Source organism: Microbacterium sp. EYE_78 (assembly GCF_023149035.1).
Lineage (GTDB): Bacteria > Actinomycetota > Actinomycetes > Actinomycetales > Microbacteriaceae > Microbacterium.
The window spans coordinates 299948-324665 of record NZ_JAHXMY010000002.1 but is presented as its reverse complement, the minus strand read 5'-3'; the positions used below and the strand labels follow the sequence as shown (position 1 = coordinate 324665).

At 71.6% G+C, this 24718-nt stretch carries 27 protein-coding genes; 14 read left to right on the top strand and 13 right to left on the bottom strand.

Annotated features, from left to right (window positions below):
• Positions 1-34: 34 nt before the first annotated feature.
• The 3 genes from KZX17_RS08580 (at position 35) to KZX17_RS08570 (ending at position 2088) form a co-directional block, all read left to right on the top strand.
• Positions 35-769, top strand: a complete 735-nt coding sequence (locus KZX17_RS08580; RefSeq protein WP_248172114.1) for a PspA/IM30 family protein — start codon at positions 35-37, stop codon at positions 767-769.
• Between the two features lie 63 nt (positions 770-832).
• Complete coding sequence (locus tag KZX17_RS08575; RefSeq protein ID WP_248172113.1) at positions 833-1645, top strand: arginase family protein; 813 nt, start codon at positions 833-835, stop codon at positions 1643-1645.
• Positions 1642-2088 carry a Fe-S oxidoreductase gene (locus tag KZX17_RS08570; RefSeq protein WP_248172111.1) on the top strand — a complete coding sequence of 149 codons (447 nt, stop codon included), beginning with the start codon at positions 1642-1644 and terminating at the stop codon, positions 2086-2088. The genes KZX17_RS08575 and KZX17_RS08570 overlap by 4 nt, the downstream gene beginning before the upstream one ends.
• Positions 2089-2094: 6 nt before the next feature.
• Here KZX17_RS08570 and KZX17_RS08565 read toward each other — a convergent pair whose 3' ends face one another.
• Together KZX17_RS08565 and KZX17_RS08560 are read right to left on the bottom strand one after the other, a co-directional pair.
• Positions 2095-2808, bottom strand: coding sequence for a tyrosine-protein phosphatase (locus tag KZX17_RS08565; protein WP_248172109.1), 714 nt, complete (start codon positions 2806-2808; stop codon positions 2095-2097).
• A complete protein-coding gene (locus KZX17_RS08560; RefSeq protein WP_248172107.1) occupies positions 2805-3317 on the bottom strand; it encodes a carboxymuconolactone decarboxylase family protein in 513 nt (170 codons plus the stop codon). Before KZX17_RS08560 ends, KZX17_RS08565 begins: the two co-directional genes overlap by 4 nt.
• A 60-nt stretch (positions 3318-3377) precedes the next feature.
• On the opposite strand from KZX17_RS08560, the gene KZX17_RS08555 reads away from it, so the two are divergent.
• From KZX17_RS08555 to KZX17_RS08520, 8 genes are all read left to right on the top strand, one after another.
• Entirely contained in the window at positions 3378-4319 is a 942-nt protein-coding gene (locus KZX17_RS08555) for an alpha/beta fold hydrolase (protein WP_248172106.1), read from the top strand.
• A gap of 118 nt (positions 4320-4437) precedes the next feature.
• Positions 4438-5946 carry an ABC transporter substrate-binding protein gene (locus KZX17_RS08550; protein WP_248172105.1) on the top strand — a complete coding sequence of 503 codons (1509 nt, stop codon included), beginning with the start codon at positions 4438-4440 and terminating at the stop codon, positions 5944-5946.
• On the top strand, positions 5943-6896 hold the full coding sequence (locus tag KZX17_RS08545) for an ABC transporter permease (RefSeq protein ID WP_248172104.1): 954 nt from the start codon (positions 5943-5945) through the stop codon (positions 6894-6896). The genes KZX17_RS08550 and KZX17_RS08545 overlap by 4 nt, the downstream gene beginning before the upstream one ends.
• On the top strand, positions 6893-7762 hold the full coding sequence (locus tag KZX17_RS08540) for an ABC transporter permease (protein WP_248172103.1): 870 nt from the start codon (positions 6893-6895) through the stop codon (positions 7760-7762). The genes KZX17_RS08545 and KZX17_RS08540 overlap by 4 nt, the downstream gene beginning before the upstream one ends.
• Positions 7759-8550: an ABC transporter ATP-binding protein gene (locus KZX17_RS08535; RefSeq protein ID WP_248172101.1), complete on the top strand. Its 792-nt coding sequence runs from the start codon at positions 7759-7761 to the stop codon at positions 8548-8550. The genes KZX17_RS08540 and KZX17_RS08535 overlap by 4 nt, the downstream gene beginning before the upstream one ends.
• A complete protein-coding gene (locus tag KZX17_RS08530; protein WP_248172099.1) occupies positions 8547-9341 on the top strand; it encodes an ABC transporter ATP-binding protein in 795 nt (264 codons plus the stop codon). Before KZX17_RS08535 ends, KZX17_RS08530 begins: the two co-directional genes overlap by 4 nt.
• Positions 9342-9378: 37 nt before the next feature.
• Complete coding sequence (locus tag KZX17_RS08525) at positions 9379-10437, top strand: M4 family metallopeptidase (protein ID WP_248172097.1); 1059 nt, start codon at positions 9379-9381, stop codon at positions 10435-10437.
• Positions 10421-10756 carry a protealysin inhibitor emfourin gene (locus tag KZX17_RS08520; protein WP_248172095.1) on the top strand — a complete coding sequence of 112 codons (336 nt, stop codon included), beginning with the start codon at positions 10421-10423 and terminating at the stop codon, positions 10754-10756. The genes KZX17_RS08525 and KZX17_RS08520 overlap by 17 nt, the downstream gene beginning before the upstream one ends.
• Positions 10757-10765: 9 nt before the next feature.
• On the opposite strand, the gene KZX17_RS08515 is transcribed toward KZX17_RS08520, so the two are convergent.
• Genes KZX17_RS08515 through KZX17_RS08505 form a run of 3 tightly spaced genes read right to left on the bottom strand, consistent with a single transcriptional unit; the run spans position 10766 to position 12626 of the window.
• Positions 10766-11389, bottom strand: coding sequence for a GNAT family N-acetyltransferase (locus tag KZX17_RS08515; RefSeq protein WP_248172093.1), 624 nt, complete (start codon positions 11387-11389; stop codon positions 10766-10768).
• Between the two features lie 29 nt (positions 11390-11418).
• Positions 11419-12111 carry a uracil-DNA glycosylase gene (locus KZX17_RS08510; RefSeq protein WP_248172091.1) on the bottom strand — a complete coding sequence of 231 codons (693 nt, stop codon included), beginning with the start codon at positions 12109-12111 and terminating at the stop codon, positions 11419-11421.
• On the bottom strand, positions 12108-12626 hold the full coding sequence (locus KZX17_RS08505) for a phosphoribosyltransferase (RefSeq protein ID WP_248172089.1): 519 nt from the start codon (positions 12624-12626) through the stop codon (positions 12108-12110). Before KZX17_RS08505 ends, KZX17_RS08510 begins: the two co-directional genes overlap by 4 nt.
• An 88-nt stretch (positions 12627-12714) precedes the next feature.
• Here KZX17_RS08505 and KZX17_RS08500 point away from each other — a divergent pair, with 88 nt between their 5' ends.
• Positions 12715-14160 carry an MFS transporter gene (locus KZX17_RS08500; RefSeq protein ID WP_248174759.1) on the top strand — a complete coding sequence of 482 codons (1446 nt, stop codon included), beginning with the start codon at positions 12715-12717 and terminating at the stop codon, positions 14158-14160.
• Positions 14161-14168: 8 nt separating this feature from the next.
• On the opposite strand, the gene KZX17_RS08495 is transcribed toward KZX17_RS08500, so the two are convergent.
• Complete coding sequence (locus KZX17_RS08495; protein WP_248172087.1) at positions 14169-14954, bottom strand: SDR family oxidoreductase; 786 nt, start codon at positions 14952-14954, stop codon at positions 14169-14171.
• Between the two features lie 170 nt (positions 14955-15124).
• Here KZX17_RS08495 and KZX17_RS08490 point away from each other — a divergent pair, with 170 nt between their 5' ends.
• Positions 15125-16447: a bifunctional o-acetylhomoserine/o-acetylserine sulfhydrylase gene (locus KZX17_RS08490; RefSeq protein WP_248172085.1), complete on the top strand. Its 1323-nt coding sequence runs from the start codon at positions 15125-15127 to the stop codon at positions 16445-16447.
• A 127-nt stretch (positions 16448-16574) separates the two neighbouring features.
• Positions 16575-17777: a homoserine O-acetyltransferase gene (locus KZX17_RS08485; RefSeq protein WP_248172083.1), complete on the top strand. Its 1203-nt coding sequence runs from the start codon at positions 16575-16577 to the stop codon at positions 17775-17777.
• Between the two features lie 3 nt (positions 17778-17780).
• Here the strand turns inward: KZX17_RS08485 and KZX17_RS08480 are convergent, their stop codons facing one another.
• From KZX17_RS08480 to KZX17_RS08450, 7 genes are all read right to left on the bottom strand, one after another.
• Positions 17781-18710: a carbohydrate ABC transporter permease gene (locus tag KZX17_RS08480; protein WP_248172081.1), complete on the bottom strand. Its 930-nt coding sequence runs from the start codon at positions 18708-18710 to the stop codon at positions 17781-17783.
• Positions 18707-19648, bottom strand: coding sequence for a carbohydrate ABC transporter permease (locus KZX17_RS08475; protein ID WP_248172079.1), 942 nt, complete (start codon positions 19646-19648; stop codon positions 18707-18709). The genes KZX17_RS08480 and KZX17_RS08475 overlap by 4 nt, the downstream gene beginning before the upstream one ends.
• Position 19649: 1 nt before the next feature.
• On the bottom strand, positions 19650-21038 hold the full coding sequence (locus KZX17_RS08470; RefSeq protein WP_248172077.1) for an ABC transporter substrate-binding protein: 1389 nt from the start codon (positions 21036-21038) through the stop codon (positions 19650-19652).
• A 112-nt stretch (positions 21039-21150) separates the two neighbouring features.
• Positions 21151-22608: an NAD(P)/FAD-dependent oxidoreductase gene (locus KZX17_RS08465; RefSeq protein ID WP_248172075.1), complete on the bottom strand. Its 1458-nt coding sequence runs from the start codon at positions 22606-22608 to the stop codon at positions 21151-21153.
• Positions 22605-23087: an SRPBCC family protein gene (locus KZX17_RS08460; protein ID WP_248172073.1), complete on the bottom strand. Its 483-nt coding sequence runs from the start codon at positions 23085-23087 to the stop codon at positions 22605-22607. Before KZX17_RS08460 ends, KZX17_RS08465 begins: the two co-directional genes overlap by 4 nt.
• A gap of 63 nt (positions 23088-23150) precedes the next feature.
• A complete protein-coding gene (locus tag KZX17_RS08455; protein WP_248172071.1) occupies positions 23151-24377 on the bottom strand; it encodes an MFS transporter in 1227 nt (408 codons plus the stop codon).
• Positions 24374-24715 carry a thiamine-binding protein gene (locus KZX17_RS08450; protein ID WP_248172070.1) on the bottom strand — a complete coding sequence of 114 codons (342 nt, stop codon included), beginning with the start codon at positions 24713-24715 and terminating at the stop codon, positions 24374-24376. Before KZX17_RS08450 ends, KZX17_RS08455 begins: the two co-directional genes overlap by 4 nt.
• Positions 24716-24718 lie beyond the last annotated feature (3 nt).

Sequence of the window (24718 nt, the reverse complement as noted above, 5' to 3'; positions counted from 1 at the left end):
GACCCCACGACCTCCCGCTAGGAAAGGAAACACGATGGCAAAGCAGTCCATCTTCGGACGCATCTCGACGCTGGTGAAGGCGAACATCAACGCCCTCCTCGACTCCGCCGAGGACCCGCAGAAGATGCTCGACCAGCTCGTCCGCGACTACACGAACAACATCGCGGACGCCGAGACGGCCATCGCCGAGACGATCGGCAATCTGCGTCTGCTCGAGCGCGACCACGATGAGGACGTGAAGGCCGCCGCCGAGTGGGGCAACAAGGCCATCGCCGCCAGCCGCAAGGCCGACGAGCTGCGGACCTCGGGCAACACCACGGATGCCGACAAGTTCGACAATCTCGCCAAGATCGCCCTGCAGCGTCAGATCAGCGAGGAGAACGAGGCCCGCGCCATCGCCCCCTCGATCGCCGCCCAGACCGAGGTCGTCGAGAAGCTCAAGGACGGCTTGAACGGCATGAAGCAGAAGCTCGACCAGCTGCGGTCGAAGCGTTCGGAGCTGCTCGCCCGGGCGAAGACGGCCGAGGCGCAGAACAAGGTGCACGACGCCGTCAAGTCGATCGACGTCCTCGACCCGACGAGCGAGCTCGGCCGCTTCGAGGACAAGGTCCGGCGCCAGGAGGCCCTCGCGGCCGGCAAGGCCGAGATCGCGGCATCCTCGATCGACGCCCAGTTCAACCAGCTCGAGGACATCGGCGAGCTGACCGAGGTCGAGGCGCGCCTGGCCGCGCTGAAGACCGGCGGCAACGCCGGCGCGATCGAGCAGTAATCAACCGCACGAGACGGCGCCGGGCCCTGGGGTCCGGCGCCGTCGTGCTCCCGGAGGTGCCCCATGACCCGATTCATCGTCGCCCCGCAGTGGCAGGGCTCGCCGTCCGCGCGTGCGATGCGCCTGATCGACGGTGCGGAGGCGATCGCCGGGGACCTGCCGCGCTCCGCGGTCACCCGCGTCGGTGTCCCGGCCGAAGCCGGTGAGGCGGTGGGCACCGGCATCCGACGGTTCAGCACGCTCAGTCGGGTCCGCGACGACATCGCGGACGCCCTCGACGGCGAGCGCGATCGGGTGATCGTGATCGGGGGCGACTGCGCCGTCGCCGTCCCGGCCATCCGGCACGCGGCCGCGCAGCACCCGTCGCTCGCGGTCGTGTGGTTCGACGCGCACGCCGACTCGCACACCGTCGACTCGTCGCCCTCGGGCGCGCTCGCGGGGATGGCGCTGCGGGCGGTGTCGACCGCCGGACCGTTCGTGGACGATCCGCCCGTTCCGCTGAACCGCGTCGTCCTGGCGGGGGCCCGCACCCTCGACGACGCCGAGGTCGATCACGTCACGGGGTCGCCGCTCACGCACCTGACCGTCGACGCCCTCGTCGACCCCGCGGCGCTCGCCGACGCAGTCGCCGCCACCGGCGCCGACGCCGTCTACGTCCACGTCGACCTCGATGTGCTCGACCCGGCCTCGATCGACGGCGTCCTCGAGCCGGTGCCGTTCGGGCTCGAGCCGGCCGCACTCACGGCGGCCCTGGCACGGCTGCGGGAGCGGATGCCCCTGGTGGGCGCATCCGTGGCCGGATTCGCGCCGTCGTCCCCGGACGCGGCGGTCGACGACCTCGGCACGATCCTCCGCATCGTCGGGGCACTCGCGTGAGTCCCGTCCCCCCGGCCGGGTGGGAGGAGCGGGCGGCACGGGCCGTCGAGCGCGGCCGGCGGTGGGACCGGTGGATCCCCGGCATCCTCCTCGACTCACCCCTCAGCCATGCCGGGTACGCCTTCTTCACCGCGTTCGGCTTCTGCTGGGGCCTGCTGTGGTCGACCGGACGGGTCAGTCGGCGCGGCGGCCTGTGGGTCTTCCGCGGCATGCCGAACGCCACCTTCGGCCGCGGCGGCGTGTGCGTCGGCGGATGCTTCCTGACCGGCGCCGGGCGCATCGACGACCGTCTGCTCGCGCACGAGGCCACCCACCGCGACCAGTGGCGCCGCTACGGCGCCCTCATGCCGTTCCTCTACCTCGCCGCGGGTCGCGATCCGCTGCGGAACCGGTTCGAGATCGAGGCCGGCCTCGAGGACGGGCGGTACGTCCCGCGGCGCTGACCGTGCTCAGCCGACGAGGACGCGGCGGAGCGCTGCGACCTCGTCGTCGCCGAGACCGTGCGCCCGCAGGTAGTCGACCGGGCCGCCGTAGCGGGCGCGGAGATCGTCGAACACGCCCCGCATCGCCGACGCCGGCGACCTCGTCGCGAGGTCCTCGAGGTGGCGCGCGTGCGGATAAGTCCCCCGCAGGAACCCCAGGATCCGTTCGTTGCGGGCGACCGGCAGCAGAGCCTCGGTCCGCGCGTAGTCGGCGATGACGGCGTCCTCGTCGACGCCCGCAGCGGCGAGCGCGAGTGCGACGCTCACCCCCGTGCGGTCCTTGCCGACCGTGCAGTGCACGAGCACCGGCTGCGCGGTGACGACGGCGCGCACGACCTCCACCAGGCGCGACGCCGACCCGTCGACGATGGCCCGATAGAGGTCCGCGAGCGACAGGTCGTCGTCGAAGAACGACGCCACCGACCCCGCGAACATCGGCAGATGCACGACGTCGAACGGCAGATCCCCGAGGAGCGAGGGCTCCCACCGGCGTTCGCCGTCATCGCGCAGGTCGACGACACGACGGATGCCGAGGGCCGCCACGGCCGCACGACCGTCGTCGGTCAGGTGCGCGAGGTTCCCCGAGCGGAACAGCACACCGGCGCGGGTCTCGCCGCCGCGGGCGGGCAGGCCGCCGACGTCGCGGAAGTTGAAGGCGCCCGGGACGTCGAGGGCGCTCACGCGTCGTCCGCGGCGGCCTTCGGGGCCGAGCGACGCGGGAGGACCGGGTACCGACCCGCGATGGCGACGCGGTTGAAGGCGTTGATCGACACCAGGAGCCAGCTGAGGGCGACGTACTCCTCCTCCGAGAGGATGCCGCCGACGCGGTCGTACACCTCGTCCGAGACGCCTTCCTCGTGGATGAAGACGTGGGCCTCGGTGAGCTCGAGGGCGGCGCGCTCGCGCTCGGTGAAGATCGACGACTCCCGCCAGACGGCGATCTGGCCGACATCGTCGGCGGTCAGGCCCGCCTTGACCCCGCGGTCGGTGTGGAGGCGGACGCAGTACGCGCAGCCGTTCAGCTGCGAGGCGTGGATGAGGCTCAGCTCCTTGAGGCGCTCATCGATCCCGGCGTCGACGGCGAGGGCCGCCACCGTCTTGGAGAAGGTCTCGAGCGCGTCATAGGCGGGCCGGGCCGCACGCGACAGATGGACGCGGTGCTGGGTGCTCTCCAAGGCCTGTTCGCGCATGAACGCACCCTATCCGCCCGGCGCCGCGATGGGGCCGGCGACGCCGCGGCATCCGTCAGAATGGTCTGCGTGAGCGACGCCGCCATGGACGAATTCTCCTTCCTCCCCTCGCAGGCCGAGGCCCTCGGCGTGCCCGTGCCGGCGGCGCGGCGTGTCTCGCACCGGCTCGCCGACGGCAGAACCGTGAGCGCGCTCCAGTACGGCGACGCACCCGGCGTGACGTTCCTGCACGGCGCGGGCCTCAATGCGCACACCTGGGACACGACCGTCCTCGCCCTCGGCGTCCCGGCGCTGGTCCTCGACCTGCCGGGACACGGCGACTCGTCGTGGCGGGAGGATGCGACCTACACCGGCGCGACCCTCGCCGACGACATCGCCCCGGCGCTCGCGGCATGGACCGACCGGCCGCAGCTCGTCGTGGGGCACTCGCTCGGCGGCCTGACCGCGGCCGCGCTCGCGGCGAGGCATCCGGAACTCGTGTCGGCCCTCGTCCTCGTCGACATCTCCCCCGGCATCGACCCGAACGGCGCCGCCGCGTCCGTCCGCGCGTTCTTCGCCGGGCCCACGGACTGGGCGAGCCGCGATGACCTCGTCGAGCGGGCGCTGTCGTTCGGCCTGGGCGGCACCCGCGAGGCCGCGACGCGGGGCGTGTTCCTCAACTCGCGGGTCCGCGAGGACGGACGCGTCGAGTGGAAACACCACTACGCCCACCTCGCGAACCGACTCGCGGCCGATCCGGGCGCCGCGGAGGCGGTGGATGCACAGCAGCGCGCCGGCGCAGGCATCCTGTCGGCATCCGGGTGGGAGCACCTGGCGGCCGTGACCGCCCCCGTCACCCTCGTCGTCGGCGCCCGGGGATTCCTGACCGACGCCGACCGCGACGAGTTCGCCCGGCGGATGCCGCAGGCCCGGATCATCACGCTGGATTCGGCCCACAACGTGCAGGAGGAGCGGCCGCGCGAGCTCGCCGACGTCGTCCGCGACGCGCGTGACGGCCTGTGACGAGCGCGGCGCCGCGAACCCTGGGCCGTCCGGGACTCTAGGCTGTAACGCGCACCCGAGCACCGCGGCCGCGTCGGCAGCGACGACGCCCGCGCTCCCTGCGAAAGGATCCCCCCACATGTTCCGCCGCTCCGCCCTGGCCGCAACGGCCCTCCTCGCCGCCGGCGCACTCCTGCTCGCCGGCTGCACGGGCACCCAGCCCGGGCCCTCGCAGTCCGCCGGCACCCCCGACCCCGACGCATCCGTCGCCGTCCGTCTGGTCCTCGAGCCGAGCAACCTCGACGTGCGGACCACCGCCGGTGCCGCGCTCGACCAGATCCTGATCGACAACGTCTACCAGGGACTCATCGCCCGCACGCCCGACCAGGACATCGTGCCCGCGCTCGCGAGCGACTACGAGGTGTCGCCCGACGGTCTGACGTACACGTTCACCCTGCGCGAGGGCGTGACCTTCCACGACGGCCAGGAGCTGACGCCGGAGGACGTGGTGTGGTCGCTCACCCAGGTGCGCGACACCGCCGAGTTCCGCGACTCCGCGCGGCTCGCGAACGTCGAGGACATCTCCGCCAAGGGGCAGACGATCACGCTGACCCTCAGCGCGCCGGACTCCACGCTCCTGTGGAGCCTGACCGGCCGCGCGGGGCTCATCCTCAAGGAGGGTGACGACATCGACCGTCAGACCGACGCCAACGGCACCGGTCCCTTCGAGCTCGGCGAGTGGCGTCAGGGCGACAGCATCGTCTTCGACCGCTACGCCGACTACTGGGGCGAGCCGGCCGCCGCCGCCGAGGTCGTCTTCTCCTACGTCCCCGACAACCAGGCGGCGCTCAGCGGCGCCCTCGCCGGGGAGTTCGACGTCCTCACCGGCTTCGACGCGAACCTGAAGGACCAGATCGAGGCGAACGGCGACTTCGCCCTCTCCGTCGGCGACTCCACCGACAAGGGGACGCTCGCCATCAACCAGACCGAGGGCCCCCTGGCCGACGTCCGCGTGCGCCAGGCCATCCGCCAGGCCATCGACACGCAGTCGATCGTCGACGCCCTCGGCGCAGGTCAGACGCTGTACGGCCCGATCCCCTCCCTCGACCCGGGCTACGAGGACCTCTCCGACGTCGCCCCCTTCGATCCCGAGGCCGCACGAGCCCTGCTCGCCGAGGCCGACGCCGAGGACCTCACTCTCACGCTGACGATCCCGTCGGCATACGGCACGACCGTCCCGCAGATCCTCGTCTCGAACCTGCGCGACGTCGGCATCACGCTGCAGGTGAACCCCGTCGAGTTCCCCGCCTGGCTGAACGACGTCTACGTCAACCGGGATTACGAACTGAGCTTCGTCCTCCACACCGAGGCGCGCGACTTCGAGAACTGGGCGAACCCCGACTACTACTTCACCTACGACAACCCCGAGGTGCAGGAGCTGTACGCACAGGCCGTCGCATCGACCGACGAGGCGGAGGCCGCCGACCTGCTCGCGCAGGCCGCCCGCATCGTCTCCGAGGACCACGCCGCCGACTGGCTCTACAACGGCGCGTCCGTGCTCGCGATCGGGTCGGATGTCAGCGGGATGCCGACGGTCAACGTCAACGAGCGGCTGAACGTCGCCGAGCTGGCCAAGAGCGAGGGGTGATCCGCTACGCGCTGACGAGACTGGCCCTGCTGGTGCTGGGCCTGTTCGTCGCCAGCGCGCTGATCTTCGTGACGCTGCGGGTCCTCCCCGGCGATGTCGCGCAGCTGATCGCGGGCGTGAACTCCACGCCCGAGCAGATCGCCGCCATCCGCGAAGGGCTCGGACTCGACCGCCCGCTCCTCCAGCAGTACGGCGAGTGGATCGCGGGCGTCGTCACCGGCGACCTCGGCCGCTCGCAGCTGACCGGGTCGTCGGTGGCCGCCGAGCTCGCGCAGAAGGCCGAGGTCACGGTGCCCCTCGGCATCCTGTCGCTGCTCATCGCCCTGCTGGTCGCGGTGCCCTTCGGGGTCCTCGCCGCCGTCCGCCACCGTCGCGCCGACGGCATCGCGGTCTCGATCGGCGCGCAGGCGCTCGCCGCGGTGCCGGTGGTGTGGGCCGGGATGATGCTCGTCATCGTCTTCGCGGTGGGCCTCGGCTGGCTGCCGGCGCAGGGCTTCCCGCGCGGCGGCTGGTCGGACCCCGCGGCGGCGCTGCGCGCCATCACGCTCCCGGCGATCACGATCGGCGTCGTCGAGGGCGCCGTGCTGCTGCGCTTCGTGCGGTCGGCCACCCTCCAGGCGATGGGACAGGACTTCGTGCGGACCGCCGCGGCGAAGGGACTCACCCGCACGCGGGCGCTCCTGCAGCACGGGCTGCCGAGCGTCGGCCTGTCGATTGTCACGGTCCTGGGCCTGCAGGTCGCGGGCATCATGGTCGGCGCCGTCGTGATCGAACAGCTCTTCAGCCTGCCCGGCATCGGACGGATGCTGGTGGAGGACACCGGCAACCGCGACCTCGTGAAGGTCCAGGGCGAGCTCCTCGTGCTCACCGGGCTCGTCCTGCTGATCGGATTCCTCGTCGACCTGCTCCACCGCGTCCTCGACCCCCGACAGCGGGAGGCAGACCGATGAGACCGGCATGGGTGCGACGGCTCTGGGCGACGGCGTCGGGGCGGTTCGGCGTGATCGTCGTCGCCGTGATCGCGCTGACGGCGCTCGTCTCGCTGTTCTGGACGCCGCACGACCCGCAGCGCGTCGATATCGCGAACCGCTGGGCGACACCCGGCGGCGATCACCTCCTCGGCACCGACGGCTCGGGCCGCGACATCCTGAGCCTGCTCATGGTCGGGGCACGGACCACCGTCCTCGTCGCCGTCGGCGCGGGCGTCATCGCGACCCTCGTCGGTCTCGCCCTCGCCGTCGCGGGCGCGCTGACGGTGCGGCCCGTGCGCGAGGTCGTGGCGGTCCTCGTCGACATCCTCATCGCGTTCCCCGTCCTCCTGATCGCGATGATGATCTCGGCGGTGTGGGGCGGATCGCTGCTCGTCGTCGTCGTCTCCGTCGGGATCGGCTTCGGCGTGAACATCGCCCGCGTGACCCGGCCCGAGCTCCGTCGCGTCCTGCACAGCGACTTCGTCCTCGCCGGCCGCGCAGCGGGGCTCACGCCCGCGCAGAACCTGTGGCGGCACCTGCTCCCCAACGTCGCCCCCGTCTTCATCGTGCAGCTGTCCTGGGGGATGGCGGTGGCCGTGCTCGCCGAGGCGGGCCTGTCCTATCTCGGGTTCGGGGCGCCGCTGACGCAGCCCTCCTGGGGGCTGCTGCTGTCCGACCTGCAGCAGTACATCAGTGTGCATCCGGGCTCGGTCGTCTGGCCGGGGCTGGCGATCACGCTCACCGTGCTCGGCTGCAACCTGCTCGGCGACGGCCTGCGCGACGCCACCGACCCCACGCTGGCCCGCCGCGCCGCGGCATCCCCTGTCCCCGCGGTGACCGCATGAGTCTCGTCGTGCGCGGTCTCACGATCGACATCTCGGGTCGCCGCGTCGTCGACGGCCTCGACCTCGACGTCGCTGGCGGCGCCCGCGTCGGGCTCATCGGCGAATCCGGATCCGGCAAGTCGCTGACCGCGCTCGCCCTGCTCGGGCTGCTCCCCGACGGGGCGACGGTGTCCGGCAGCATCCGCTGGGACGACCGGGAGCTCGTCGGCCTGCGCGACCGCGACCTCGCGCGCCTGCGCGGCGACGAGATCGGCATGGTGTTCCAGGAGCCGCAGACGGCACTGAACCCCATCCGCACGGTGGGCCGGCAGATCGCGGAGTCGATCCGCATCCACGAGCGCGGCGCGACGCGGAAGGATGCCGCGGCCCGGGCGGTCGAGCAGGCGCGCCGGGTCCGTCTGCCCGAGCCGGAGCAGATCGTCAGGCGGTACCCGCATCAGCTCTCGGGCGGGCAGCGGCAGCGGGTCGCGATCGCCATGGCCCTCGCCTGCCGTCCGCGGCTGCTGATCGCGGACGAGCCGACGACCGCACTCGACGTGACGATCCAGGCCGAGATGCTCGACCTCCTGCAGCAGCTCGTCGAGGAGGACGGCATGTCGCTCGTCTTCATCACGCACGACCTGGCCGTGCTCTCGCAGGTCGCGACCGACGCGGTCGTCCTCGACGCCGGCCGCGCGGTCGAGCGCGGACCGCTCACGACGCTGCTGACCGCACCCGCGTCCGAGGTGACGCAGGGGCTTTTGCGGGATGCGACCGCGACGCTGTGGAGACCGCGGGGGGACGCATGAGCGAGATCATCCGCGGGCGCGAGCTCACCCGCCGCTTCCGCACCCCCGGCACCCGGCCCTTCGAGCGGCCGCGGTGGACGACCGCGCTGGAGGACGCCGACATCGACGTCCGCGCACACGCGGCCCTCGGGATCATCGGCGAGTCCGGGTCGGGCAAGTCGACGCTCGTCCGACTCCTGATGGGGTTGGATGCCCCCACCTCGGGCACGGTCGAATTCGACGGCCGCCCGGTGGACGCGGGTGCGTCGGCGCGGTCGCTGCACTGGCTCCGCCGGCGCACGGGGATCGTGTTCCAGGATCCGTACGCGTCGCTGGACCCGCGGATGAGCGTCGGGCGCATCGTCGCCGAGCCGCTCGGCGCCCTCGGCATCGAGGGCGACCACCGCGCGCGGGTGCGCGAGGTCCTGGCCGACGTCGACCTGCCCGCCGACGCGGCGGAGCGCTTCCCGCACGAGTTCTCCGGCGGTCAGCGGCAGCGGATCGCGCTCGCCCGCGCGCTCGTGCACCGCCCGGACGTCCTCGTGGGCGACGAGCCCCTGTCCGCCCTCGACGTCACGGTGCGCGCGCAGATCCTGGGGCTCCTCCGCGACCTGCGCGAACGCGACGGCCTGACGCTCGTGATGGTCTCCCACGACATCGGCGTCGTTCAGAACCTCTGCGACGACGTCGTCGTGATGAAGGACGGACGCATCGTCGAGGAGGGCCCCACCGAGAAGGTGCTGCTCGAACCGCAGGTCGCCTACACCCGCCGCCTGCTCGCATCGATCCCGGTCATCGACCCGCGAGGCTGACGACCGGCGTGTCGGAGGATGCGGCTAGCGTGGCCGCATGCATCCCATCGTCCCGCCGTACCTGCTCGCCCGTCTCGCGGCCGCTCCGGCCGAACGATTCCCCGCCGCCGTGGCAGCCGCACGCGCCACGCTCGCCGTCGCGCGTCCCTACGCCCCGCTCCCCGCCCACCTCGACCTCTCGGTCGACGGCGACACCCTGGTCGTGTCCGCCACCCCCGATGCCGACCGACTCGTGTCGGACGCGCAGAACCGAGAGGAACTCCCCGGCACGCCCGCACGCGCCGAGGGCGCGGCGCCGACCGGCGACACCGCGGTCGATGAGGCCTACGACGGCCTCGGCGCGACGTTCGCGTTCTTCTGGGAGGCGTTCGAACGGGTCGGACTCGACGGCCGCAGCGGGACGCTGCTGGCGACGGTGCACTACGGCCGCGACTACGACAACGCGTTCTGGGACGGCCAGCGGATGGTCTTCGGCGACGGCGACGGCGAGGTGTTCGCCGGGTTCACGCGCTCGCTCAGCGTGATCGCGCACGAACTCGGCCACGGCGTCATCGAGGCCGCCGGCGGCCTGGACTACTCGAACCAGTCGGGCGCCCTGAACGAGTCGATCGCCGATGTCTTCGGCGCGCTCACCGAGCAGCACCACCGCGGACAGACGGCGGATGCCGCGACCTGGCTCGTGGGCGCCGAGATCTTCACGGACGCCGTCACCGGTTCGGCCCTCCGCTCCCTCGCCGCGCCCGGCACCGCGTACGACGACGATGTCCTCGGCAAAGACCCGCAGCCCGCCCACATGCGCGACTTCGTCGAGACCTCGGGCGACAACGGGGGCGTGCACATCAACTCGGGCATCCCGAACAAGGCGTTCCACCTCGTCGCGACCGCCCTGGGCGGCTACGCCTGGGAACGCGCCGGCCGCATCTGGTACCTCACCCTGACCTCGGGGTCGCTCTCGCCCTCGACGACCTTCGCGCAGTTCGCGGCCGCAACGGCGCGGACCGCGTCGGGCGAGTACGGTGAGGATTCTGAGGAGGCCGTCGCCGTCCGCACCGCGTGGGCGAGCGTCGGGGTCGTGGAGGATGTCGCAGCCGACTGAACGCCTGACCATCCTGGTCGTGCGCACCGGCGGGTTCGCCGGCATCCGCCGCGCCTGGCGCGTGCTCGCGGAGGGCGCCGACACCGAGGCGTGGACGCCGCTGGTCGACGCCTGCCCCTGGGATGCGGTGCACGCGGCCGAGGCCGTCGCGAGCAGTCCCACCGCGGGCGCGGACCGGTTCGCGTGGGAGGTGGCCGCCGCGCGCGGAGACGCCGACCAGCGCGCGCTGCTGTCCGAGACGGATGCCGCGGGCCCCTGGCGCGAGCTCATCGACCGCGTGCGCGCCGACGGCGAACCGGTGCCGCCCCACGCCGCGTGAGCGCTCGGGTCAGCGCACGCGGAGCTTCGTCAGCAGCGAATCCTTCTTCTTCGGCGTCAGATGCTTCTGGAGGTAGATGGTGCCGAGCGAGCGTCCGAACTTGAAGCCGACCTTGCCCATGCGACCGACCTCGACGAAGCCGAGCCGCTCGTGCAGCGCGAGCGAGGCCTCGGCTCCCTTGTCGCTCACGACGGCGACCATCTCGCGGATGCCCTTCTCCTCGCACGCCTCGATGAGCGCCTGGAGGAGTGCCTTGCCCAGGCCCTTGCCGGCGGCCGCCTGCCCCAGATAGATCGAGTTCTCGACCGTGTAGCGGAACCCGCTTTTGCCCGTCCACGGCGACACGAGTCCGTAGCCGAGGACCTGCCCCGTCGGTGAGACGGCGACCAGAAAGGGCAGGCCGAGCTTCGTCAGGTAGTCGTACTTCTCGACCCACTGCCGGTGCGTCCATCGCTTCTCGTCGAAGGTGACGACGGAGTTGGTGACGTAGTAGTTGTAGATCTCGCGGACGTCCGCCATGTCGGTGCGCAGCGCCGGACGCAGCTCGAAGGCGAACGATGCCTCGGGTTCGGCGCGGCGGCGGAGGTGACGAGGCAGGCGCCGACGGTCGCGCTCGTACTCCTCTTCCAGCATGTGCTCAGCCTAGGCCCCGACTGCACCGCTCACAGCGCCGCGGGCACGCGCCAGTCGATCGGGTCCGCGCCCTGCTGGACGAGCAGCTCGTTCGCCCGTGAGAACGGCCGGGATCCGAAGAAGCCGCGTCTGGCCGACAGTGGGGACGGATGCGGCGACACCACGGCGGGCGTCTCACCCAGCAGCGGCCGGAGGTTCGCGGCATCCTTCCCCCACAGGATCGCCACGAGGGGTCCGCCGCGACCGGCGAGGCTGCGGATCGCGTGCTCGGTGACCTGCTCCCAGCCCCACCCCCGGTGGGACCCCGCCTCGCCGGGCGCGACGGTGAGGACGCGGTTGAGCAGCATGACGCCCTGATCGGTCCACGCCGACAGGTCGCCGTGCAGGGCGCGCGGGATGCCGAGGTCGTCCTCGAGCTCGGCATAGATGTTCGCGAGACTCCTCGGCAGCGGACGGACGTGCCGCTCGACCGCGAACGACAGACCGATCGCGTGCCCCGGCGTGGGGTACGGGTCCTGGCCGACGATCAGCACCCGGACACGCGACAGCGGTGCGGAGAACGCACGGAGCACCCGGTCGCCGGCGGGGAGGTACCCGCGGTCGTCCGAGCGGAGTCGTTCGCCGAGCGCGGCGATGTCGGCACCCACGGGGGCGAGCGAGTCCGCCCACTCGGGGTGGATCAGCCCATCGGCCGCCAGCTCGGTCAGCGTGCGAGCGGTCATGCCCCGGCCGGCAGGCCCGCGTCCTCCTGCGCGACGGTGCCGCGGAAGGACCAGGGGAAGTCGATCCAGAGGTCGGTCTCGCGCCACGAGTAGTCGGGCACGGCGATCGAGCCGGGCTTGGTGTAGATGCAGACCGACCGCACGTCCGCTCCTGCCTCCTGGAGCATCCGCACCGCGAGGGCGAGCGTGCGGCCGCTGTCGGCGACGTCGTCCACGAGCAGCACGCGCTTGCCGGGGAGGTACCCCAGGTCGAGGTCGGGCGGGAGCAGCTCCGGGGCCTCGAGGACCGTGCCGATGCCGGTGTAGAACTCGACGTTCAGTGCCCCGCAGCTCTTCACCCCGAGGCCGTAGGCGATGGCGCCGGCAGGCAGCAGCCCGCCGCGGGCGATGGCGACCACGACGTCGGCCTCGAACCCGTCGGTGAGGATGCGTCGTGCCAGGTCTCGGGACGCGTCGCCGAAGCCGTCCCAGGTCAACGTCTCGCGCTCGGTGGTCACCGGCATCCCTTCGTCCATGTCCTTCCCAGCCTAGGCCGCGAGCGCCGCTAGGCTCCCCCTCGTGACCGGCATCCCGCCCCTGCCCTCCCCGACACGGTCGTCGGCCCTGCGCTCGTCCGCGCTCGGCATCACCGCGGGCCTCATCGGCTGGTTCATCGTCGTCGAGATCGTCAGCGGCATCCTGCAGGGCTTCTACGTGCCGCTGTTCAGCGACATCGTCATCGAGCTCGGCATCCGCGACGCGGACGTCAACTGGTTCGAAGCGGGGCAGCTCCTGCTGTGCGCGATCGTGGTGCCGATCCTTGCGAAGCTCGGCGACATGTTCGGGCACAAGCGGATCCTGCTCGTGGCCGCCGTCCTGACCGCCCTGGCGTCGTGGGGCCTCGCCTTCGCCGACTCGTTCTGGACGTTCCTGCTGTTCTGGTCGCTGCAGGGCTTCTACGTCGTCTGGCTGCCGCTCGAGATCGCCCTCATCTTCGAACGCGGTCGGCAGCAGAACCGGGGCGTGTCCCTCACCCGGCGCGCAGCGGGTCTGCTGGTCGTGGGCCTCGAGGCCGGCGCGATCATCGGCGCCCTCGCGGCCGGGCGCGTCTACGCCGCTACCGGCGGCGACCTCACCCTCACCCTCATGGTGCCGGCGGTCTGCGTCACCCTCGTCGCGGTGATCATCTGGATCTTCGTCCCGGAGTCGACCCCCAGCGGGGTGCGGTCCCTCGACACGAGGGGCGTCATCCTGCTCGCCTGGGGCCTGCTGCTCATCACGGGGGCGCTGGCGTGGATGCGGCTCATCGGCGAGCTGCAGCTCGGCGGGGTCGCCTGGGCCGGCGTCGCACTCGTCCTCGTGCTCGGCGTCGCAGTGCTCGTGTGGTTCGTGCGCCACGAGCTGCGGCAGGCCAATCCAGTGGTGGACATGCGAGTGCTCGCACAGCCCGAGATGTGGCCGGTCCAGGCGACGGCGTTCCTCGTCGGGATCAGCCTGCTGGGCGCCCAGGGACCGCTGTCCACCTACGCCGGCACCGACAGCTCTCTCGGGTACGGTCTCGGGCTGGACGCGACCGAGCGCTCCTACGTCATCGGGCTCTATCTCGTGTCGCTCATCGTGGGCGCCGTCGGCTTCGCCGCCACCTCACGCCGGCTCAGCCCCCGCATCGTCCTCATCGTCGCCGCCGTCCTCGTGGGAGTCGGATACGCGCTGTTCCTGCCGTTCCACGTCGAGGTGTGGCAGGTGCTGCTGAACCTCTCCATCGCGGGGATCGGATGCGGCGCGCTCGTGGGCGCGATGCCCGCGGCGGCAGCCGCAGCAGCGCCGTTCGGCAAGACCGGCGAGGCGTCGGGCATGACGAACACGACCAAGACGGTGGGCGGGGCGTTCTCGTCGGCGATCTTCGGCGTCGTCCTGGCCGCGGGCGTCGGCGCCGTCGCCGGCCAGACCGCGAGCAGCCTGGGCGGTTACATGACGGTGTGGGCGATCTGCGCCGCGGGCGGGTTCCTCGCGGCGATCCTCCTCATGGCCGTACCGAAGGTCGCCTTCGCCGACGCCCCCGTCGCCTGACCCGCGGGTCAGTCCTCGATGTTGCGCGGATGCAGCGGCCCGCGCGCGAGCAGGTGCTGCGCCGACTGCGCGACCGGGCGCATGGTCACGAGGTCGAGGTTGACGTGCGCGGGAGCGCCCAGGGCGTAGGCGATGACGTCGGCGACGTCGCCGGCGGTGAGGGGGTCGGCGACGCCGTCGTAGACCTTCTCCGCGGCGGCGCGATCGCCCGCGAGCCGGTTGAGGGAGAACTCCTCGGTCTGCACCATGCCGGGTGCGATCTCGACGACGCGGATGGGCTCGCCGTTCAACTCGAGGCGCAGCGCGTGCACGAGCATCGACTCCCCCGCCTTGGCGGCGTTGTATCCGCCGCCGCCGGGGTAGGCCGTGGTCGCCGCGGTCGAGGTGACGTAGACCGTGTCGGCGTGCCCGTCGCTGTGGGCCGCCCGACGCAGCTGCGGCAGGAGCGCCGCCGTGAGCAGCTGGGCTGACAGGACGTTCGCCTCGAACATCCACCGCCAGTCCGCGGGGTCGCCGTCCTCGACGCGGTCGGTCCCCCGGGCGCCGCCCGCGACGTGGACGAGGGCGTGCACGGGTCCGGTGTCGTCGAGGTGGGCGGCCAGGGCGTCGACGTCCGCCTCGTTCGTGAGGTCGGCGGCGTAGGACTGCGAGCCGACCTCGGCGTCGAGCGCCTCGAGCCGGGCGGCGCGACGGGCGACGCCGACCACGTCCCAGCCCCGCGACCGCAGCTCCCGGACGACCGCCTCCCCGATCCCCGAACTCGCCCCGGTCACCACTGCACGTCGATTCGCCATGCCCCCACGCTAGCCATTCCCCCGCCGCCGCCGGACCACGCAGGTTACGCCCCGTGAACGGGGTCGTTGTCGTCCGCGCGCCGCCCTCGTAACGTCGTCGTCGGGACCGCCGCATCCGATTCGGCGCACCCCGTCCGCATTCGCTCACCCACAGACGCAGGGAGCCCGTCATGTCCGCACCCGAGAACTGGCGCTTCGAGACCAAGCAGATCCACACCGGCGCCGCTCCGGACCCGGTCACCAAGGCCCGTGCCACGCCGATCTACCAGACGACCTCGTACGTCTTCGACAACGCCGACCACGCCGCGAACCTCTTCGCGCTCGCCGAGTTCGGCAACATCTACACGCGCATCCAGAACCCGACGCAGGACGTCCTCGAGCAGCGTCTCGCGGGCCTGGAGGGAGGCACCGGCGCCCTCCTCGTCTCGTCCGGTCAGGCGGCCTCCACCTTCGCGATCCTCAACATCGCGCAGGCGGGCGACCATATCGTGTCGTCGAGCTCGATCTACGGCGGGACGTACAACCTCTTCAAGTACACGCTCGCCAAGCTCGGCATCGAGACGACGTTCGTCGAGAACCAGGACGACGCCGAGGAGTGGCGCCGCGCGGTCCGCCCGAACACGAAGCTCTTCTTCGCCGAGACGATCGGCAACCCGCAGATCAACGTCCTCGACATCCGTACGGTCGCCGACGTCGCCCATGCCTCCGGTGTGCCGCTGATCGTCGACAACACGATCGCGACCCCGTACCTGATCCGTCCGTTCGAGCACGGCGCCGACATCGTCGTCCACTCGGTGACGAAGTTCCTCGGCGGCCACGGCACGACCATCGGCGGCGTCATCGTCGACGGCGGCTCCTTCCCCTGGTCGGAGCACTCCGAGCGCTTCCCCGGCCTCACCACGCCCGACGAGTCGTACCACGGCGCGGTCTACACCGCGGCCGTCGGCGACGCCCTCGCCTACATCATCAAGGCGCGCGTGCAGCTGCTGCGCGACCTCGGCTCCGCGATCTCGCCGCAGAGCGCGTGGAACCTCATCCAGGGCGTGGAGACGCTGTCGCTGCGCATCGAGCGGCACGTCCAGAACGCGCAGGAGATCGCCGAGTGGCTCGAGAACCACACCGACGTCGCGTCGGTGAACTACTCGGGCCTGCCCACCTCGCCGTGGTACGCCGCAGCGAACCGCTATGCGCCCAAGGGCGTCGGCGCGGTGCTCTCGTTCGAGCTGAAGGGCGGCGTCGAGGCGGGTCGCGAGTTCGTCAACTCCCTGACGCTGTTCAGCCACCTCGCGAACATCGGCGACGTGCGCTCGCTCGTCATCCACCCGGCATCCACCACCCACTCGCAGCTCACCCCCGAGCAGCAGCTCACCTCGGGCGTCACGCCGGGGCTCGTGCGCCTGTCGGTGGGACTCGAGAACGTCGACGACCTGAAGGCCGACCTCGAGCAGGCCCTCGCCGCCGCACGCCGCGTCTCGGAGGCCGCGCGCGCCTGATCCTCCCCTCCTCAGGAGACCGACACCCCGCCCGGGTCCGACCGCGGCGGGGTGTCGTGCGTCCGGCGCCGGCACCCGGCCGCGTAACACTCCGCCGGGCCGTGTCCACGCCCGGGAGAATGGATGCATGGACTGGCAGACCTCGGAGGACACGGTGCCCTCGGCGCCGGTGACCGAGGCCGACGCGCGCCTCCTGCTCGGGCGCCCGCCCGCCACCGGCGCATGGCGGGACGGCGACCCGGTCGGCGACCGCCGCTTCGCGCAGTTCGGTGCGTTCACGACCGAGAGCGGGGCGGGGCTTCCCGGCATCCGTCTCGCGTTCGAGACGTGGGGCGAGCTGTCCCCCGCGCGTGACAACGCCGTGCTCGTCCTGCACGCCCTCACCGGCGACAGTCATGTCTGCGGCGACGCAGGGCCCGGTCACGCCACCGACGGCTGGTGGAGCGACATCGTCGGGCCGGGGGCCGCGATCGACACCGAGCGATGGTTCGTCGTCGCGCCGAACATCCTGGGCGGATGCCAAGGGTCGACCGGTCCCGCCAGCATCGGCCCGGACGGCTACGAGTGGGGCTCCCGCTTCCCGTTCCTCACCATCCGCGATCAGGTCGCCGCGCAGGTGATGCTCGCCGATGCGCTCGGCATCGACGTGTGGGCGGCGGTGATCGGCGGTTCGATGGGCGGCATGCACGCCCTCGAGTGGGCCGTCGGGCACCCCGAACGCGTCGAGCGACTGGGCGTCCTGTGCTCGCCGCCCACGACGACCGCCGATCAGGTCGCCCTGAACTCCGTGCAGCTCGCAGCGATCCAGACCGATCCGCGCTTCGCGGGCGGGCAGTACTACGACGCGCCCGACGGCGAGGGTCCGCATCGCGGGCTGTCCCTCGCTCGTCGCATGGCGCTGCTCAACTACCGCACCCCCACCGAGCTCAATCAGCGGTTCCAGCGCTCGTGGCAGTCCGAGAAAAGCCCGTTCGGCGAGGGCGGCCGCTACGCCGTCGAGAGCTACCTCGACTTCCACGGCAACCGCTTCACCCGCCGCTTCGACGCCAACGCGTACATCACCCTCGTCGAGGCGATGAACTCGCACGACGTCGGCCGGGACCGCGGCGGCGTCGAGGACGCACTGGCCCGGGTGACCGCGCGGACGCTCGTCCTCGGCATCGACAGCGACCGGCTGTTCCCGGTGGAGGGACAGCACCGCATCAGTCGCGGCATCCGGACCACCATCGATGACGAGACCGTCGTGCTGCACAGCGACTTCGGGCACGACGGGTTCCTCATCGAGACCGAGCCCGTCGGCCGGCACCTGCGACGCCTGCTCGCGGGCTGAGCCTCAGCCCTTCAGCCCCGACGTGCTGATCCCGCGGATGATCTGCTTCTGCGCGAGGAAGAACACGATGATCATCGGAACCGTCGCGATGACGCTCGCGGTGACGATGATCTCCCAGTGCCACTCACCGCCGAACCCGAAGGCGTCGACGAGCGATTTCAGCCCCCTCGGGATGGTGAAGGTCGCCGAGTCGCGCAGGTAGATGAGCCCTCGCATGAGATCGGTCCAGGCCGCCTGTACCTCGAAGACGAGCACGACCGCCAGCGTCGGCCGCAGCAGCGGCACCGCGATGCGCCAGAACACGGCCCACTGGCTCGCGCCGTCCACACGGGCCGCCTCGAAGAGCTCGCGCGGCAGGGTGAGGATGAACTGCCGCAGCAGGAAGACGTAGAAGGCGCTCGCGAAGAGGTTCTGCGCCCACATCGGCACGAGGGTCCCGACGAAGCCGAGCGAGTTCCAGATGAGGAACGTCGGGATCATCGTCACCGCACCGGGCAGCATCATCGAGGCCAGCACGAGTCCGAACAGCACGTTCCGTCCGCGGAAGCGGAAGTAGGCGAACCCCCAGGCGACCATCGAGCTCGAGATCGTCACGGTCACCGCGGCGAGCGCGGTGACCACGAGGGTGTTCACGAGCCAGAGGGCCAGCGGCGCCTCTTGCCAGACCTGGGCGTAGTTCTCGAGCGTGAAGGTGTCGGGAATGAGCTTGTTGTCGAACACCTCGCCGCGCGGTTTGAACGAGGCGCTCACGAGCCAGACGAACGGGTACGCGAACGCGATCGTCACGACGACGAGCAGGGCGATCGAGACGACGCGCGACGCCTTCGGTCGGCGACGGCGACGCGGCGCGGTCCCGACGGGGTCCGGGACGGATGCCGCATCCCGCCCGTCGGCCGCCGCCGCTCCTGCCGAGCCCGAGATGAGGCCGGTCATCGCCCGCCTCCTTCGTAATAGACGAGTCGCCGCGAGACGATCAGCTGCACGGCGGTGACGGCCATGATGAGGACGAACAGCAGCCAGGCCATGGCGGAGGCGTACCCCATGTTGAGGAACTGGAACGCCTGCTGGAACAGGTAGATCACGTAGAAGAGCGCCGCATCGTTGCTGTACGTCGAGTTGCCGGCGCCGAAGAACGCCGTGTACGCCTCGTCGAAGGTCTGCAGTCCCGCGATGGTGTTCACCACCACGATGAAGAACAGCGCCGGACTGATCAGCGGCAGGCTCACGTGACGGAACCGGTGCCAGCGTCCCGCACCGTCCAGTCGCGCGGATTCGTACAGCTCCTCGGGCACCGACTGCAGCGCCGCGAGCAGGATGATCACCGACGACCCGACGGTCCACAGACTCATGATCACGAGACCGGGCTTCACCCACGCGGGGTCGGTCGTCCACGCCGGCCCGTCGACGCCGACGCCTTCGAGCCCCGCGTTGATGAGTCCGTTCTGGCCGTTGAACAGCAGGAGGAACAGGATGCCGACGGCCACCGGCGGCGTCATCTTCGGCAGGAAGACCATCGTCCGGAAGAAGCCCGACGACCGTCCCGCGCTGTTCAGGAGCACCGCGAGGGCCAGCGAGACGATCACGTAGGCCGGCACCTGAATGACCATGAAGGTGAAGGTGTTCGCGAGCGCGAGCCCCACCTTCGGGTCCTCGAAGAGCAGGGCGTAGTTCTCCCAGCCGACGAAGGACGGATCGTTGATGACGTCGTAGTCGGTGAAGGAGAGGTAGGCGCTGTAGATGAGCGGCCACGCAGTGAAGACCGCGAAGCCGACGATCCAGGGCGAGAGGAAGAGCAGTGCCGAGCCGGTGTTGCGACGTGAGGCGCGGCGGCGGGACCGGGTGCGGTCCGCCCCCGCCGTGACGGTGGTCACCTCAGCGCTCCTCGAGCTCCGACCAGGCGTCGTCGAGCGCCTTCTGCGCCGACTCCTGCGCCTGCGCGAGCGCTGCGGCCGGCTCGGCCTGCCCGTTCAGCACCCTGTTGACGGCATCCTGCATCGCTGTCGTGAACTCGGCGTCGGCAGGGTTGGCCGGGAGGGAGAAGGATGCCTCGTTCGCCTCGTACATGGCCTCGACCGCGGTGTCCCACGGCTCGCCGCCCGAGGTCACCATCCCCTGGATCATCCGATCCGCTTCCGCGTTGCCGGTCAGGATCCCGGTGAACGGCTTGCCGTCGGCCTCGCGGAGCTCGAGGCGCGCATTCGCCGCGGCCTCCCACGCCTCCAGCGAGGTCATCGCGCGCGCCCAGCGGCACGCAGCCTCGGGGTTGGGGCTCCCCGACGGGATCGCCCACGCCGATCCCGAGGCGTAGGCGACGGTGTCGCCGTTCCTGGTGCGGACCGTGTCGAAGGCGAGCGGCGCATCGGGTGAGACGTCGTTCAGGACGTTGACGTACCACTGCTCCATCGGCATCGCACCGAGGACGCCGGTCGCGAACTGGTTGCCCTCGCCGAAGAAGTCCGCGGAGTCCCGGTACGCCTTCACGTCGCTGAAGCCGCCCTGCGCGTCGTAGATGCCGACCGCCCACTCGAGCGCCTCGACGACGGCCGGGTCGTCGAGCTGTGCGGTGCGTCCGTCCGCGGAGATGAGGTCCGCGCCGTTCGCCTTCGCCCACAGGGGCAGGAACTCGGGCAGCTTGCTGTCGACACCGATGACCTCGAGGCGACCGCCCGCCGATGCGGCGAGGGCGTCGTTCGCGGCGCGCATCGCCTCCCAGTCCGAGCCGTTGACGTCCTCGACACTCAGGCCGGCATCTGCGAGGAGGTCGGCGTTGGCCATCGTGATCTGGATCGAGTTGAATTCGGGGATGCCGTAGACCGAGCCGTCGAAGGTCACCTGGTCGAGGGCGGCGGGGACGTACATCCCGGTGTCGATGCCCTCGCCGTCGATGCAGGAGTCGAGCGGGACGATGGCGCCCCGGGCCGCGAGCGAGCCGATCTGATTGCGGTTCGCATAGACGACGGCGGGCGGCTCACCTGACGCGACGGCGGAGAGGAACTGCTGCAGGTCGAGCTCGCCCTCGACGAGCGAGACGTCGACGTCCGCGCCGAGTTGCTCCTCGGCCAGCTCCATGCGGCTCGTGGCGACCTCGTCGACGCCGCTGAACCCCATGACCTGCAGCTCGCCCGTGAGCTCGGTGTCCGATCCGTAGTCGGCGTCGCCGTCTCCCTGACCGCCGGTGCCGACGGCGCAGCCGACGAGCAGCGCCGTCGCTGCGAGCATTCCACCGCCGGCGAGCAGCCCGCGTCGCGTCGTGTGTGTCATGTGAGCCTCCTGGTGCGAAGCGCCCACACGGGCGCGTGACGCGCACGCTATGGACGGCACCGCCGCACCGGGGAGGGGATTGATTCGGCCCGAGAAGTGGTTTAGGCGCGCGTCACCGCGGGGACAGATCCGGCGACACCCGGGTGCCGAACGTGTGCCGGAGGGCCGACCGCGCGGCGTGCCACCCGGCGAGCCCGTGGACGCCCGGGCCCGGGCTCGTGGACGCCGAGCACAGGTAGACCCCGTCGACCGGGGTGCGCCACGGGTCCGCGGACACCACCGGACGCTTGAGCAGCTGCCAGAGTGCGGGGGCGCCCGCTGCGATGTCGCCGCCGGGGTAGTTGGGGTTCTCCGCCTCGACCTCGACCGCGTTCCGCGAGTTCACCGCGACGATGAGGTCGCGAAACCCCGGGGCGAACCGCTCGATCTGCCGGATGACGGCCTCGGCGCGATCGGCCGTGCTGCCCGAGGGGACGTGCGTGTACGTCCAGAGCGTGTGTCCACCTGCGGGCGCCCGCGAGGCGTCGAACCCCGACGGCTGGGCGACGAGCACGTACGGCGCGTCCGGCAGGCCGCCGCGGGCGATGAGGTTCTCGGATGCCGCCATCTCACCGCGCGTGCCGCCGACGTGCACCGTCCCGGCGGAGCGGACCTCCGCGTTCCGCCACGGCACCGGCCCCGACAGCGCGAAATCCACCTTCGCGACCGCACCGCCGTAGCGGAAGCGCTCGAGTGCCCCGCGGTAGCCGGCGGGCACGACATCGCCGGCGATGCGCAGGAAGTCCCGCGGGATGACGTCCATCAGCACGGCTCGGGCGGGCGGCAGCTCGGCGAGCGAATGCACCTCGTGGCCCGTCACGATCTCGCCGCCGTGGGCGCGGAGGTCGGCGGCCATCGCGTCGACGATCCGTTGGCTGCCGCCGATCGGGATCGGCCATCCGCGTGCGTGCCCGTAGGTGGACAGCGCGAGCCCCGCCCCCGCTGCGGCGAGGCTCGGCAGCGACAGGATGGTGTGCGCGGCGACGCCGGTCAGCAGGGCGGGCGCGGCATCCTCCCGGAACCGCGCGTTCCACGCCGGGCCGCCCTGCTCCAGCGCCCGCAGTCCGAACCAGACGGCGGCCGACGGGTGGCGGGGCAGGCGGAGCAGCGGATGCCCCGTGAAGTCCGCGACCTGCGATGCCCGTTCGACCAGCGGACGCAGAAGACGTGCGTAGGCATCGCCGTCGCGTCCGAGCGTGTCGGCGGTGCGATCGAGGTCGCGGTAGGCGATGGCCGCTCGGCCACCGTCGAGCGGCTGCGCGAACGAGGCATCCGGGACGGCGAATTCCACCCGGCGGGTGAGCCCGAACTCGCGGAAGAACCGGCTCTCGAACGCGAGCGGGTGCACCGCCGAGCAGACGTCATGCCGGTAGCCGGGGAGCGTCATCTCCGCCGTCCGCGCACCACCGCCCAGCTGGTCGCCCTTCTCGTAGACCCGCACCGCCAGGCCCGCCCGCGCGAGCGTCACGGCGGCGGCGAGGCCGTTGGGGCCCGACCCGACGACGACCGCGTCGAGGTTCCGGTCGGTCATTCGCCGACGCCCTCGTCCTCGGCGGTGGTCTCGTCGGTGGGCCTGCTCGCACGCCCCTCGGCCAGGTAGGCGAGTCGGTGGAGCGTCTCGGCGTTGCGGAGCTGCAGCGGGATGTCGAGCAGCGGCTTGGGCACGAGACCCCCGGGACCGGCGACCGCCTCTTCCTGGATGCGGACGATGGCGCCCTCCGGGTGCGGCTTCACCTGGATGTCCACGCGCGCCTCGCCCATGGGCCACCCCTTCGCGCGGAGGACGATGTGCCGCGGGTGCTCGTACTCGAGGACCTCGGTCGCGTCGTCGATGAGGACCGGCCAGACGCCGAACGAGTGGTGGAGGCGGGATCCGACCTGCGGCCACGACTCGGCGACCTCACGCATCCGCGACGCACCCACCACCCAGGAAGGGAAGAGCCAGCCGTCGGCGAGGACGGCGAAGACGTCGTCAGGGGTGCAGGCGAACAGACGCGTGTTGCGGGACATCCCCCGACGCTATCGACTGGTCGGCATCCCGGCGGACGGGGTTGCGTGCGCCGGGCGGTCGTGTCAGACCAGCGCCTCGGCGCGCCGCGACGACCGCCGCTCGAGGGCGACGCTGAGCACCGCGATGCCGAGTCCGCCGACGGCGAGCGCGAGGCCCACCCATACCGGTGCGGTGAAGCCGAGTCCCGCCGCGATCACGGCGCCGCCGAGCGCGGCGCCGAGCGCATTGCCCGTGTTCAGCGCGGAATGGTTCAGGGCCGCGGCGATCGACTGGTTGTCGCCGGCGACGTCCATCAGCCGGGTCTGGATCGTCGGGCTCACGGCCGACGAGGCGAACCCGACGAGGAAGACGAAGGCGACCAGCGTGACGATCCAGCCCGAGGTCAGCGCGAGGAGCGCCTGCGCGAGGATCAGCAGTCCCATGAGGCCGAAGAGGGCACGGATGAGGTTGACGTCGGCGAGGTGCCCGCCGATGAGGTTGCCCACCGTCATCCCGATGCCGAGGATCACGAGGACGATCGGCACCGTCCACGCGGGCGACCCCGCCACCTCGGTCACGAGCGGCGCGACGTACGTGTAGACGGCGAAGAACCCACCGAAGCCCACCGCGCCGATGCCCAGCGCGAGCCAGACCTGCCCGATGCGGAAGACGCCGAGCTCGGCACGGATGGTGCGCGAGGGCTCCCCCGCGTGGGCGGGCACGGTGGCAGCGATGAGGGCCGTGGCGGCGGCGAAGATCGCGACCACGAGGACGAAGGCCCACCGCCACCCGAGGTGCTGCCCGAGGAAGGTGCCGAGCGGGACGCCGACGACGTTCGCGACGGTGAGACCGGTGAGGACGAACGCGACGCCCTTCGCGCGGTTGCCGGGTCCCATGACGTCGGCTGCGACGAGGGCGCCGATGCCGAAGTATGCACCGTGCGGGAGACCCGCCAGCAGGCGGGACGCCGCCACCAGCTCGAACGTCGGCAGGAAGAGTGTGAGTGCGTTGCACACCGTGAGGGCGAGCGCGAGGAGCAGCATCACGCGATGGCGGGGGTACTTCGCGACGGACGCCGCGATGGTCGGGGCGCCGATCACCACGCCCAGCGCGTAGAGGGTGATCAGCCATCCGGCCGACGCGATCGCGTCGGCCTGCGATGCGGCCCATGCGGACGGGAGCAGCTCACGGGCGATCTCGGGCAGGAGGCCCATCACGACGAACTCCGTCATCCCGATCCCGAAGCTGCCGACGGCGAGGGCGAACAGCGCACCGGTCGCGGCGCGCCGAGGAGTGGGGGAAGACGTCACTCCGGGAGTGTAGTGCCGCTCCCCTGCCCGTCACGAATCGATTCGATCGCCGACTCGAGGCGCTCGACCTTCCCGTCGAGTTCGCCCGTGTACCCGGGTCGGATGTCGGCCTTGAGCACGAGCGAGACCCGCGAGCCGAACGGCTGGACCGCGTCGACGGCGCCCTTCACGACGGCCATCACCTCGTCCCACTCCCCCTCGACCTCCGTGAACATCGACGTCGTCCGATGCGGCAGCCCGGATGCACGCACGACGGCGACCGCGGCCGCCACGGCGTCGTGGACCGAGCCGTCGGAACGGCCCGTGCCGCTGGGGGCGACGGAGAAGGCGATGAGCATGAG